The sequence below is a fragment of the Gordonia gummivorans genome (assembly GCF_022513585.1).
GTDB lineage: Bacteria > Actinomycetota > Actinomycetes > Mycobacteriales > Mycobacteriaceae > Gordonia.
Map to the genome: position 1 here is coordinate 168,433 of NZ_JAKWBF010000003.1, position 13,004 is coordinate 181,436.

At 65.9% G+C, this 13,004-nt stretch carries 10 protein-coding genes; 4 read left to right on the forward strand and 6 right to left on the reverse strand.

The genetic code is table 11. The features are described from left to right. Positions 1 to 2: 2 nt before the first annotated feature. From MKW15_RS03815 to MKW15_RS03835, 5 genes are all read right to left on the reverse strand, one after another. Positions 3 to 1,004, reverse strand: a complete 1,002-nt coding sequence (locus MKW15_RS03815) for a hypothetical protein (protein ID WP_240856240.1) — start codon at positions 1,002 to 1,004, stop codon at positions 3 to 5. A 6-nt stretch (positions 1,005 to 1,010) separates the two neighbouring features. Continuing rightward, positions 1,011 to 2,480, reverse strand: coding sequence for an NAD(P)/FAD-dependent oxidoreductase (locus MKW15_RS03820; RefSeq protein WP_240856241.1), 1,470 nt, complete (start codon positions 2,478 to 2,480; stop codon positions 1,011 to 1,013). 174 nt (positions 2,481 to 2,654) lie between these two features. Next, positions 2,655 to 3,935 carry a lipase family protein gene (locus MKW15_RS03825; protein WP_240856242.1) on the reverse strand — a complete coding sequence of 427 codons (1,281 nt, stop codon included), beginning with the start codon at positions 3,933 to 3,935 and terminating at the stop codon, positions 2,655 to 2,657. A 225-nt stretch (positions 3,936 to 4,160) separates the two neighbouring features. Further along, positions 4,161 to 5,186, reverse strand: coding sequence for an aspartate-semialdehyde dehydrogenase (locus MKW15_RS03830; RefSeq protein WP_240856243.1), 1,026 nt, complete (start codon positions 5,184 to 5,186; stop codon positions 4,161 to 4,163). A 32-nt stretch (positions 5,187 to 5,218) separates the two neighbouring features. Next, positions 5,219 to 6,484, reverse strand: a complete 1,266-nt coding sequence (locus tag MKW15_RS03835) for an aspartate kinase (RefSeq protein WP_240856244.1) — start codon at positions 6,482 to 6,484, stop codon at positions 5,219 to 5,221. A gap of 145 nt (positions 6,485 to 6,629) precedes the next feature. On the opposite strand from MKW15_RS03835, the gene MKW15_RS03840 reads away from it, so the two are divergent. Continuing rightward, positions 6,630 to 7,880, forward strand: a complete 1,251-nt coding sequence (locus MKW15_RS03840; RefSeq protein ID WP_374246098.1) for a hypothetical protein — start codon at positions 6,630 to 6,632, stop codon at positions 7,878 to 7,880. 15 nt (positions 7,881 to 7,895) lie between these two features. Here the strand turns inward: MKW15_RS03840 and MKW15_RS03845 are convergent, their stop codons facing one another. Beyond that, positions 7,896 to 8,585: a TetR/AcrR family transcriptional regulator gene (locus MKW15_RS03845; protein WP_240856245.1), complete on the reverse strand. Its 690-nt coding sequence runs from the start codon at positions 8,583 to 8,585 to the stop codon at positions 7,896 to 7,898. Positions 8,586 to 8,736: 151 nt separating this feature from the next. Here MKW15_RS03845 and MKW15_RS03850 point away from each other — a divergent pair, with 151 nt between their 5' ends. The 3 genes from MKW15_RS03850 (at position 8,737) to leuA (ending at position 12,865) form a co-directional block, all read left to right on the forward strand. Then, the gene (locus MKW15_RS03850; protein ID WP_240856246.1) at positions 8,737 to 10,251 is read left to right on the forward strand and encodes an MFS transporter; all 1,515 of its coding nucleotides are present in this window, start codon (positions 8,737 to 8,739) and stop codon (positions 10,249 to 10,251) included. Positions 10,252 to 10,261: 10 nt separating this feature from the next. After that, positions 10,262 to 10,828 (forward strand): nitroreductase family protein, encoded by a 567-nt coding sequence (locus MKW15_RS03855; protein ID WP_240856247.1) that lies wholly within the window; start codon positions 10,262 to 10,264, stop codon positions 10,826 to 10,828. Positions 10,829 to 11,014: 186 nt separating this feature from the next. Further along, a complete protein-coding gene (leuA, locus tag MKW15_RS03860; protein WP_240856248.1) occupies positions 11,015 to 12,865 on the forward strand; it encodes a 2-isopropylmalate synthase in 1,851 nt (616 codons plus the stop codon). Positions 12,866 to 13,004: the final 139 nt, after the last annotated feature.

The following is a 13,004-nucleotide window of genomic DNA, read 5'->3' on the forward strand; positions in this document are numbered from 1 at the left end:
CTTCATCCTGTCAGAAGACCGCGCTGGGAAGCCGCGGCGTCGGTCCGCCGGCTGGCGACCACGGCCGGGAACACCAAGGTCACCCCGATCATCACCAGGCCGATCACCTGGACGACCGCATAGAAGGGCACGCGACCCTCGTGCACGACATTGCCGATCACCATCGCCACGAAGGCCACAACGTAGATCCCGGCGCAGACGGCCGTCACCGTCTCAACTCTCAGCGGCCTCGCCGAGCGCAAGGCTCGCACCGCCACCGCGAGATAGACCACGTACAGCACCACGACGACGGGCCACTGTCGTCCGCCGACGTAGGTGGCGATGACGATCGGCAGATGCAGGAATGGCCCGATCAGGTTGACGACGACGGCAATACCCACCGGTGCGACGATCAGCACCGAGGCATGGGCCTGCGCGCCGCCCACCGATGCACGACGGGTCAACCGTGGCAGGAGACGCAGAAGAAGGTAGAAGATCAGCGCATCCCACGTCATCTGCCACCACATGTCGACCAGCGGCCAGCCAAGCCACAGTTGGTAGAGGTCCCACTGGTGCCACGTCCACCACACAACATGCCGCAGATTGCCCTCGATGATGTAGGGCGCATCGAGGAAACTCATGATCAAACCACCGACAATGGCTCTCTGCCAGAGTGATTCGATGCCAAGTGCCTCCACCAGCTTGTACCCGAGGAACAGCATGACCGGGTAGAAGAACGGCACATACAGCGGCATCAGCGTGGCGTCGGAGAAGCCGGGCACCCAGCGCCAGTCGAGCATCACCGCGAACGTGCCCTGGGTGTAGCTGTGGTGAACCACCATGCCCCACAGTTCCAGCAGAAGGCCATACACGAAGGCAGCCACCATCAACACCGCATATTCCGGCCGTCCATCGCGATATCGGCGCCGGCTGTAGACCGCCGCGATCACCGCGATCGTCAGGTAGACGACGTCGAGCAGATTCTGATACCAGAGGATGTCGGAAGGATTGTGGATCACGAACATCGCCGATCACTTCCCGACCAGTTGTGACAGGTCCGCGCCCGGCGGGTCCTGCAGTGGGTCAAGAGGTTCGGGTAGTCGAGTCCGACGCAGCGCAAGCCGAACTCCGAAGATCGCCAGTCGCGCCAGTACTTTCGGATTGCGCATCATGTCCGCCAAGGACTCTTCGATGTTGAACACACGAGCGAAGTGTTCTTCGACGACGGAGTCCTCCGCTGCCGCACGCATGATGAAACTGAATGCCGGCCAACTCATTCGGCCGGTCAGTGCGCGACGACGCGATGACTCGATCGCCAGCGTCCCCTCTGCGTGATCGTAACCACGATCGCGCGCGGTCGCCAGACTCCACGGAATCTTGAGGTAGTCTCGCTGCCTGGTCAGGAACTCCGCACTCACCTCATCGAGTTCCGTTGTGCTGCGAATGCACTCGTCCAGAATGGTGGCCGTTACCGCGGCCGCGCTCATCCCCTGGCCGTAGAGGGGGTTGAACGCGCAGATCGAGTCACCGACCGAGACAAGGCTGCGGGGCGGATCGGCCATGAGATCGTAACGCCGCCATTTGTTCCCGGTCGACTTCGTCACGTAGACCTCGGACGTAGGCTCGGCCTGCTTGATCGCATTCGGAAAAGCCGGCGCGCGAACGCGTTCCGCACGGGATTCGAAATCCTCGACGGTTCGGGGCATGTCGAGTCCCCACGATCCCATGAACACGATCCAGCGATCGTCCTCGATCGGGAAGATCGTCGACAGGTAATCGTGCTCGAGCGGGTGCGATCCGCGGTCCGCGGTTGGCATCACGGCAAGGTGATCCCACCACCACTCACTCGGTCGGTCGTCACCGGTCGGCGCCTGGTACCAGCGCGAGGAGTAGGTCGCCTTGGCATCAAGGGTGTCCACCGGTGGTTGCTCCCAACCTGCGCCGCCAAGCCAGTCGGACACCTTGGACCCCCGACCCAGGGCATCGATGACGAGGTCGGCATCAATGGTGGTGTCGCCGCCGGTGTCGGGTCCGACCCAGCGCACGCCACACACCCGATTCGCAGCACGATCGGTGATCAACCCCTTGGCGATCGCCTGCTCGACAACGATCACATTGGGCAACTCACGCGCCTTGTCGCGCAGAGCGCGCTCCAGCGTGATCCGCGAGGTGTAGAGCATCGTCATCTCGCCGCGCGCCCGGGCCGACCACCCATACGGACCACACGATGCGGTACACAGTGCGGGGTTACGAACCTGTGCGCCAAGGGAACACGCATACTCTTCGACGCCGGGGAAGATCTGCTCGATGGCGCGACGTCCGGCATTGAGCAGGAAATGTGGATGCCGACTCTGCGGAGCACCCCTGCGATGTTCGGCGCCCTCGGGGAGTTCGTCGCGTTCGAGGACGACCACCTCGTCGAAGTGCCTGGCAAGAACACCCGCCGCGCACAATCCGGCCACACTGCCGCCGAGCACCACAGCCCTCGTCGTTTCGCTCATCGCGCCTCCGCAACCGACGGTCATACATTGTATGCTTGACCGTATGATCGATGCGTGTCAGTGTCAAGACACCACAACGAGAGCGCCGTACCCGTGACCACGCACAGCGGGCGTTGGATCCACAAAGGCGCCGGTGCCGCTCATTGTGAGCGGCACCGACGCCTTGCTAGGTCGTCAGCGATTCAGTTGGGCCATCAGAAATTCCAGGCCCGGGAGCAGCGTCTCCAGCATGGGAACGACGTGGTTGACGATCGTCTTGGTCAGGATCGGCGGTGTCGGGTTTGCCACGAAGTGCACATTGGCGCCCTGGGCACGCCAGTCGCGGGCGAGTTGCGCGACCTGTCCGTACGGGATCACGTCGTCGGCAACCCCGCCTTCGAGGAAGACCGGCGCGTTCGGCTTGTAGCGCCCGATGCGCTGTTCGCCGACCACCTTCTGCACGTCCGGATAGCGGTTGATGAGCGCCGACAAGGTCTCGCCCGAGCGCGTCCAATTCTGGGTGCGCTGGAAGGCGAAGCTCAGGATGATGTCGCCGATGCACTGCTGCGAGATCTTGTGCAGCGCACCCTTACCCGCGGCATTGGTCTCGCGCTGCACCACACGATCCACGTTCGGATAGCGCGCCATCAACCCGTTGATGGCAAAGCCGATCGCGCCGGCGATCGTGGAGCCGTCGATAGCCGGGATCACCTTGGCCAGGTCGGCCGGCGGAGCACCGGCATAGGTGCCACGAACATTGAGCTCCGGGGCGTAGGTCGACGCCAGTTCAGCGGCAGACGCGGCTGCGCCGCCACCCTGCGAGTAGCCGGCGAATCCGACCGGCGCATTCGTCGGCGCTCCCGCCAGACGCAGTGCGGCGCGTGCGGCGTCGAGCATCGCGTGGCCGGTCTCGGCCCGGTTGACATATGTGTGGATACCCGGAGTACCCAATCCGATGTAGTCGGTGACGACCACCCGAACACCCTGCAGCAGAAGGTAGTACATCTCTGGAGCGGTGTAGTTGACGCCGATGCTGGGCTTGGTGATGTCCACCGACATCGGGAAGGCCATCATCTTCGACGGTGCGCAATTGTCGGCCTGGCCGACGGTGCCCGGTCCCACCACGACGGTCGGACGGTGCCCCTTACCTCGCCACGGGGCGGTCGGCTCGACCACGGTGCCGGTGACCGCCGCGGGCTTTCCGTCCTGGTAGCGCGAGGTGTACATGATCCGCTTGGCGGTACCTGGCCACTGATTGGCCATCCCTGGAATCTGCAGCAGCAACGGACTGGCCTCGCTGCGGATCACCGAACCCGGCGCGTTCGCGAACCGTGCGGGCGGTGTGTAGAAGTCGGTGGCAGCATCGGCCTGCGGCGTCGCCACCACGAGTCCCGCCCCCACGACGGCACCGGCGAGCACAGCGGACGACAGTTTCCGCCGACCATTTCTTGAGAAGATCCCCCTGATTTGTCTCATGAGGAAGTAAGCTACCACACAGTAACTTGGACGCGTGATCGGGGTCATGTCCAGTCTTCGACGCGGGCTCTCCCACGCCCAACTGAAGTCTCTGCCCGGGGACGGGTCCTGAAAAATCTAGCGGAAGAACTTCCTCCCCTAAGTTCAAAGTCCTCCCCTAGAAGTTTCTAGGGGAGGACTCCAAGGGTCGGGGAAGAAACTCCTCCCCTACTTTCTGCGACTACGTCAGACGAGCAGTTCGGCGATCTGGATCGTGTTGAGCGCGGCACCCTTTCGGAGGTTGTCGCCGGAGATGAACAACGCCAGTCCTCGACCGTCGGGCACACCCGGGTCCTGCCGGATACGACCCACCAGTGAGTTGTCCTTGCCGGCCGCGGCGAGCGGCGTCGGCACGTCGGCCAACTCCACGCCGGCCGCTGCACCGAGGATCTCCTGGGCGCGCGCCACCGAGAGCGGGTTCGCGAACTCGGCGTTGATCGACAGCGAGTGCCCGGTGAACACCGGCACGCGGACACACGTTCCGCTGACCAGAAGCTCGGGCAGACCCAGGATCTTGCGAGATTCGTTGCGCAGCTTCTGATCTTCGTCGGTCTCGCCCGAACCGTCGTCGACGATGGAGCCGGCGAGCGCGATGACGTTGAACGCGATGGGGGCGACGTACTTGTTCGGTGCCGGGAATTCGACCGAACTGCCGTCGTAGACAAGCTTTTCCGCGTCTCCGTCGACAGCGCGCACCTGAGTCGCAAGTTCTTCGACACCCGCAAGTCCACTACCGGATACCGCCTGATAGCTCGACACGATCAGACGCTGCAGGCCCGCCGCGTCGTGCAGGGGCTTGAGCACCGGCATCGCCGCCATCGTGGTGCAGTTCGGGTTGGCGACGATCCCCTTCGGCGGGTTCTTCGCAAGCTCGCCGTTGACCTCCGAAACCACCAGGGGCACATTCGGATCCTTGCGCCAGGCCGAGGAGTTGTCGATGACCGTCACTCCGGCCGCGGCGAACCTCGGTGCCTGCTCACGCGACATCGTCGCACCGGCGGAGAACAAGGCGATGTCGAGACCGCTGGGGTCGGCGGTCGAAGCATCCTCGACCACGATCTCGCCGTCACCCCACGGCAACTTCTTGCCGGCCGACCTCGCCGATGCGAAGAACCGCACCTCGTCAGCGGGAAAGTTGCGCTGCGCCAACAGGGTTCGCATGACGCCGCCTACCTGACCGGTCGCGCCCACCACTCCGATACGTACACCCATCACATCTCCCGTCGCTTCGCTCGCCCCATGACTTACCTCCCTGTTCCCGCGTAGACGACGGCTTCTTCTTCGCCACCGAGATCGAAGGCGGCATGCAGGGCGCGCACCGCGTCGTCGAGTTCGGTGTCGCGACACAGCACCGAGATGCGGATCTCCGAGGTCGAGATGAGTTCGATGTTGATACCGGCCTCGCTCAGCGCCTCACAGAAGGTGGCGGTGACGCCCGGATGCGACTTCATGCCCGCGCCCACCAACGACACCTTGCCGATGTGATCGTCGTAGAGCAGATCGGTGAAGCCGATCTCCTGCTGAAGCTTGGCCAGCTTCTCCATTCCCGTCGGGCCCAGTTCCCGCGGCAACGTGAAGGTGATGTCGGTCTTTCCGGTCTCCACCTTCGAGATGTTCTGCAGCACCATGTCGATGTTGATCTCGGCGTCGGCGACCGCGCGGAACACCTTGGCGGCATAGCCGGGTTTGTCGTCGAGGCCGACGACGGTGATCTTGGCCTCGCTGCGGTCGTGGGCGACTCCGGTCAGAATGGCTTCTTCCACTGGGATGTCCTCCATCGATCCGGTCACCAGGGTGCCGGGTTTGGTCGAGTACGACGAGCGCACGTGAACAGGAACGTTGTAGCGGCGCGCATATTCGACGCACCGGAGCATCAGGACCTTGGCGCCGCACGCTGCGAGTTCGAGCATCTCCTCGAAGGAGACGGTCTCGAGGCGGCGGGCATCCGGAACGATGCGCGGGTCGGCCGAGTACACACCGTCGACGTCGGTGTAGATCTCGCAGACGTCGGCCTCCAGCGCGGCGGCCAGCGCCACAGCGGTCGTATCCGACCCGCCGCGCCCGAGGGTGGTGATGTCCTTGGTGTCCTGAGAGACGCCCTGGAACCCGGCGACCAGCACGATCTTGCCCTCATCGAGTGCGCTGCGGACGCGGCCCGGCGTGACGTCGATGATCTTGGCCTTGCCGTGGCTGCTGGTGGTGATGACGCCGGCCTGCGAACCGGTGAAGGATTGCGCCTGCGCACCCAGCGAACTGATCGCCATCGCGACTAGAGCGTTGGAGATCCGCTCACCCGAGGTGAGCAGCATGTCCATCTCCCGAGGAGGCGGCGTCGGGTTGACCTGCTGGGCCAGGTCGAGCAGTTCGTCGGTGGTGTCGCCCATCGCCGACACGACCACCACGACGTCGTTGCCCTGCTTCTTGGTCTCGACGATGCGCTCGGCGACCCGCCGGATGCGTTCGGCCGTTGCGACCGACGATCCGCCGTACTTTTGCACCACCAGTGCCACGTCGAGTTACCTCCTTGCCGACGGTTGTCGGTCGATCTGCGGCGTTCGCTGACGCAACAACCTTACCGGCGAGCGCGACCACGTCCGATTCGTGGTGACCTGATCCACGTGAGCCGCGCCGAGCGCAGGCCCTACGATCGCTCACGTGGTCACCTCAACCGATGCCGGCAGTGCCGACGACGCGCGTGCGCAGGATGACCGGCCCGACGACCAGGTGAGTTCCTCGCCACACCGGCCATGGCCACTCGGTTCGCCGCACCTGTGGTGGATCGAGGCGGTCGTCGTGTTCCTCGCGGTCCGCGCGATCGGCGTGATCGTGCTGGCCCGGTTCGCCGACCTGAACGGGGGCACCGTCGGCGGGCGTCTGACCGTGTGGGACGGACAGTGGATGCTGGCCATCGCCGAATACGGCTACGGCGGTGTTCCGCTGTCGCTCACCGATGCGCAGGGGGTGCACACCGCCGAAACCGCCTACGCGTTCTTCCCCGGCTATCCGTATCTGGTCGGTGCCATCGCAAAGCTGCCGCTCATCACACCCTTCGGTGCCGCGATCGGCCTCAACCTGATCCTTGGATGCGTGGCAGCCGCCGGAGCAGCACGCCTCGGTGCCGTGTGTGCACGTCAGATGTCGGAGCGCTCACCGATCGGACCGGCCTCGCCGCATGCCACCGGCCTGATCCTCGTCGTGCTGTTCGCCGCTACGCCGATGTCGATCGTGCTGAACATGGCCTACACCGAGACGCTGTTCTGTGCGCTGGCCGTGTGGGCATTGGTCGGGGTGCTCGAGCATCGCTGGCTGCTGGCGGGAGCCATGACTCTCCTCGCCGGAGCGACGCGCCCTACCTCGGTGGTCCTCATCGGCGTAGTCATGCTGGCCGCGATCATCGCCCATCGCGACGGATGGCGGGCGTGGGCGGCGATCGTCCTCAGCCCCCTCGGATACCTCGGTTACCTCGCGATCGTCTGGGGTCAGACCGGCTCCCCCACCGGGTGGTTCCGGGTGCAGAGCGAGGGGTGGGACACCCGGATCGACTGGGGCAGAGCGGCATTCAACTTCGTCAACGCAACCATCGTCGGATCGGGTGAGGTGGCGGCCACCGCGACGGCGTGGGTGATGGTGGCCTCGGTGGTCCTGATGGCCATCGCCTGCTGGTCGCGACTGCCCTGGCCGGTTCTCGTCTACGGCACCCTCGTGGTGGTCTCGATCCTGCTGTCGACGGGGCTCATCATCAGCCGCACCCGCCTGCTGTTGCCGGCGTTCGTGCTGCTGATCCCGCTGGCGATGGCGCTCGCGCGGGTTCGGCCCGCAGCCGCCGTCGCGATGCTGGTGCCGGTGGTCGTCGGCAGCTCGTGGTTCGGTGCGCACATGCTGACCGTGTTCCCGTACGCGATCTGACGCGAAGAGTTCGGGTCAGCCGGCGCGACGAGACCCCTGCGCCGCAGCCTCGAACCCCGCGCACAGGAATTCGATACCCGCGTCGAGCCGGTTGCGCGGGTCGAGCAGCCGTGCGGCGTCGGGGCTGGTGGCGAGTCCGGAGAGATGAGGTAGCGCGGGATCGGTGTTGCCGCGGGCCAACTCGGCCAGACCGTCGGGCGGCGCGCTCGGATTGTCCGGCCGCAACAGCGCGTCGCTGACCATGACCAGCGCCACGCCGTGGACAAAGCTCCAGACGGTCAGCGCCATCTCGATGGACCGCTCGACGTCGACGCCGAGATCGGTGAATCCGGCCGCAAGCCAGTCCAGACAGACCAGCGATTCTTCACCGAAACTGTGCCGGGGCGACGAATACGCCAGCACCACCCACGGGTGGCGCCGATAGAGCTGCCAGTCGACGTCGACGGCGATCTGCACCCGCTCTCGCCACGTCCACGGACCCGCTTGGTCGACCGGATACGGGAAGCGTCGGCCGATCTCCTCCGACATCTCCTGCAGCAGCGCGTCCTTGTCGGCGACGTGGCGGTACAGCGACATCGCGCCGACTCCGAGCACATCGGCGATACGCCGCATCGACAAGCCACCGAGCCCGTCGGAATCGGCGACGTCGATGGCGGCGTCGACGATCGTCGGCAGCGTCAGTTTCGCATTGTCGGCCTCGGGCACACGGCACCTTTCTGTGGGACCACAGGGCGGTGACCTGGGTCATCACCGGAATGAATTGGTTGCGTACAGCGTACTCACCTGGGTACCGTACGAGCGTACGGCGTACGCAGATGCGTCCGCCGAGACGCATCACGACCCAGGAGATCACACCATGTCCACCCAGCTCGATCCGACGACCCAGCGACCTGCCGAACCCGCGGCCGCTGACCGTCGTACCTGGTGGGGACTGGCCGTGCTGACCCTGCCGGTGTTGCTGGTGTCGATGGACTTCTCCGTCCTCTATCTGGCGATGCCGGCGATCACCGACGCACTCGAACCCGGCGCCACACAGCAATTGTGGATTCTCGACATCTACGGATTCCTCATCGCCGGCCTCCTCATCACCATGGGCAACGTCGGCGACCGCATCGGACGTCGTCGCGTACTCCTCGCCGGCGCCGCGCTGTTCGGCGTCGCATCGGTGATCGCCGCCTTCGCACCCAGCGCCGCGGTCCTCATCGCCGCTCGCGCGCTGATGGGCGTCGGCGGTGCGACGCTGATGCCGTCGAGCCTGTCGCTGATCGCCAACATGTTCCCCGACGCCCGGCAACGCGGACGGGCCATCGGGGTCTGGACGGCCGCCTTCGCGGGCGGTAGCGCTCTCGGCCCCGTGCTGGGAGGCGTTCTGCTGCACCACTTCTGGTGGGGCGTGGTCTTCCTGATCAACGTGCCGGTGTTGGCCGTCCTCTTCATCCTCGGGCCGCGCCTGATTCCCGAGTATCGCGCTCGCACCTCCGACCCCTTCGACTTCGTCGGCGTCGGACTGTCGATGCTGGGCATCCTGCCGCTGGTGTACGCCGTCAAGACGATGGCCGCCGAGGGTGTCGCCACCGGCCCGGTCGTCATCGGTGTGATCGGCCTGGCGATGCTCGTGGTGTTCATCGTGCACCAGCGCAACACCCGCGCCCCGCTGCTCGACGTCCGACTGTTCGGCAACGCCCAGTTCAGCGCCGCCGTCGTCGTAGCCCTCGTGGGCATGATGGCGCTCGGCGGGATGGCGTATCTCACCAGCGTGTACCTGCAGTCGGTGATGGGGCACGACGTCTTGTCCGCAGCGCTCGCCGGACTTCCAATGGCTGTCGCGGTGGCGGTGTTCTCCCTCGGTGCGACGCGCGCCGCCGACGCCATCGGCACGCGTGCGGCCTTCGTCGGCTCCGTCGCGCTGGCCGCGGCCGGCAACCTGGGGCTGCTCCTGCTCACCACGTCGAGCCCGATCTGGATCTACCTGGTCTTCACCTCCATCGCCGGAATCGGCTACGGCATCCAGTTCAGCCTGGTGTCCGACGTGGTGGTCGGGTCGGTTCCGGTCGAGCGGTCGGGCGCGGCGTCGGGCATCTCCGAGACCAGTTTCGAACTCGGCACGGCGCTCGGGCTGGCACTGCTCGGGTCGCTGGCGACGCTGGTGTTCCGGGAGAGCTCCGGGGGCTGGGACTTCGGTGACACGCTCGGCGAGACCCTGCATCGCGCTCTCGACATGGGCGACGGCGGAACGGCTTTGGCCGACGCGGCACGTCAGGCATACGTCGACGGGATGCACGCCGCGTCACTCGCCGCAGTGATCGCGCTGACCGTCCTCGGTGTGGTGCTGACCTTCGTCATGCGCACGCCGCGGAAGAACACCCACTAGTCTCGGCCGCGTGCACGAACTCATCGAGAGTCGCTGGAGTCCGCGCGGCTACGACGACACCGCCACCGTCTCGGCGTCTGAGATCACCGAGATCCTCGACGCCGGACGGTGGGCGCCGACGTGGGGCCGAATCCAGCCGCTCAGGTTCGTCGTCGGGCTACGGGGCGACGACACGTTCACGCGGCTGACCGGCACCCTGAATCGCGGCAACATCGGGTGGGCGCCTCGCGCGTCCGCGTTCATCCTGCTGTGCACCACCAACGATCCCGACGACGCGAAGGCGCACACCTACGGCGCGGTCGACCTGGGCCTCGCGTTGTCGCAGATGCTGGTCCAGGCACGGGCGCTGGGGTTGCACGGGCATCCGATGGCCGGATTCGACGCCGCCGCCGCATCCGAACGGTTCGACATCCCGCATGACAAGCGCCCGCTCGTGGTGCTGGCCGTCGGTCGGCTGGCCGACGACCCCGACACTCTTCCACCCGAGATCCGCGAACGTGACGCGTGGCCGCGCGAACGACTGCCGTTGTCCGAGGTGGCGTTCGGCACCACATGGGGTGAACCCTTCGACTCCTGAGACCGTTGCGCACGGATGGGCGCCGGAACCGCATTTGATCGTCGCGGGTGGCAAAGAGTATGGTGACGCACATGCAGCGTGCACTCCTTCTCGGTTGCCGCGGCGGGGTCTGAATCGACCGGCCCTCCGTCGCGGGGCCTTTTCACGCGCCGGTCACTTTCCACTTTCATCCGGAGACTGACCATCATGGCTGCAGCAGATACCTTCACTTCCGGCGCAAGCCGCATCATCGAACCCGCGGGACCGATCCCCGAGGGCCAACCCGCCTGGAACACCCAGCGCGGATCCGCGATGCCCGTGCATCGCTACCGGCAGTTCGCCGACGAGGTCGAGACGATCGCCATCCCCGACCGCACCTGGCCCGACAACGTCATCACCAAGGCCCCGATGTGGGGTGCGGTCGACCTGCGTGACGGCAACCAGGCGCTGATCGACCCGATGAGCCCGGCGCGCAAGCGCCGCATGTTCGACCTGCTGGTGCGGATGGGCTACAAGGAGATCGAGGTCGGCTTCCCCTCGGCAAGCCAGACCGACTACGACTTCGTCCGCGAGATCATCGAGGACGGCGCCATCCCCGACGACGTCACCATCCAGGTCCTGACCCAGTGCCGCGACGAACTGATCGAGCGCACCTTCGACGCCTGCCGCGGGGCCAACAAGGTGATCGTGCACTTCTACAACTCCACGTCGGTGCTCCAGCGTCGCGTGGTGTTCCGCGCCGACCGCGACGCCATCACCAAGATCGCCACCGACGCGGCACACAAGGTGCTGGCCGAACAGGCGAAGTACCCCGACACCAACTGGCGGTACGAGTACTCGCCGGAGTCCTACACGGGCACCGAGTTGAGTTACGCCAAGCATGTGTGCGACGCGGTCACCGCGATCATCGCTCCCACCCCGGAGAACCCGATGATCATCAACCTGCCCGCCACCGTCGAGATGGCCACCCCCAACATCTATGCCGACTCGATCGAGTGGATGCACCGCAACCTGGAGCGTCGCGACTCGATCATCCTGAGTCTGCACCCGCACAACGATCGCGGAACCGCGGTCGCCGCAGCCGAACTCGGCTTCCAGGCGGGCGCCGACCGCATCGAGGGCTGCCTGTTCGGCAATGGAGAGCGCACCGGAAACGTCTGCCTGGTGACCCTGGGCATGAACCTGTTCAGCCGGGGTGTCGACCCGCAGATCTCTTTCTCCGACATCGACGAGATCCGTCGCACGGTGGAGTACTGCAACCAGCTGAACGTCCCCGAACGCCACCCCTACGGCGGTGACCTGGTCTACACGGCCTTCTCCGGCAGCCACCAGGACGCGATCAACAAGGGTCTCGACCAGATGAAGATCGACGCCGACGACGCCGACTCGGACGTCGACGACATCCTGTGGCAGGTGCCTTACCTGCCCATCGACCCCAAGGACGTCGGCCGTAGCTACGAAGCCGTGATCCGCGTGAACAGCCAGTCCGGCAAGGGCGGCGTCGCCTACATCATGAAGGCCGACCACGGCATGAACCTGCCACGCCGTCTGCAGATCGAGTTCAGCCGGGAGATCCAGAAGATCACCGACGGCGAGGGTGGCGAGGTCAATCCCAAGGAGATGTGGGATGTCTTCGCGGAGAACTACCTTCAGCCGATCTGGCCGCTCGAGCGGATGCGCCAGCGGGTCGACGCGGCCGAGGTCGACGGCGGCGACGACAACATCACCGCGATCGTGAAGGTCGAAGGCAACGAACGCGAGATCGCCGGCACCGGCAACGGCCCGCTCGCCGCGTTCGTCGACGCGCTCTCGACCGTCGGCTACGAGGTCCGCGTGCTCGACTACAGCGAGCACGCGCTGACCGCCGGCGGAGACGCGAGCGCAGCAGCGTACGTCGAGGCCGAGGTCAACGGTGAGACGGTGTGGGGTGTCGGCGTCGCGTCGTCGATCACCACCGCCAGCCTGCGCGCCGTGGTCTCCGCGGTGAACCGCGCCTACCGGGTGAGCGCACCGGTGGAGGCCGACAGCGGCGCCGCGCCGCGCACCTGGGCACCGTAAGGCCCTGTAAGACAACACCTTCGATGCCACCTTCGCGGTGGCTCCCAAGACCCACGGTGCGCGGGTGACCCCTGCCTGCACCGTGTCGGGTTGGGCCGGACATGGCACCGAGACGAGCGATCCCCGTCCGCCGTGTCCG

Excerpts from the sequence above, each read along its gene's own strand:
- leuA (WP_240856248.1), top strand. The coding sequence starts at position 11,015 with ATGGCTGCAGCAGATACCTTCACTTCCGGCGCAAGCCGCATCATCGAA.
- MKW15_RS03830 (WP_240856243.1), bottom strand. The coding sequence starts at position 5,186 with ATGGGTGTACGTATCGGAGTGGTGGGCGCGACCGGTCAGGTAGGCGGC.
- MKW15_RS03820 (WP_240856241.1), bottom strand. The coding sequence starts at position 2,480 with ATGAGCGAAACGACGAGGGCTGTGGTGCTCGGCGGCAGTGTGGCCGGA.
- MKW15_RS03825 (WP_240856242.1), bottom strand. The coding sequence starts at position 3,935 with ATGAGACAAATCAGGGGGATCTTCTCAAGAAATGGTCGGCGGAAACTG.
- MKW15_RS03815 (WP_240856240.1), bottom strand. The coding sequence starts at position 1,004 with ATGTTCGTGATCCACAATCCTTCCGACATCCTCTGGTATCAGAATCTG.
- MKW15_RS03850 (WP_240856246.1), top strand. The coding sequence starts at position 8,737 with ATGTCCACCCAGCTCGATCCGACGACCCAGCGACCTGCCGAACCCGCG.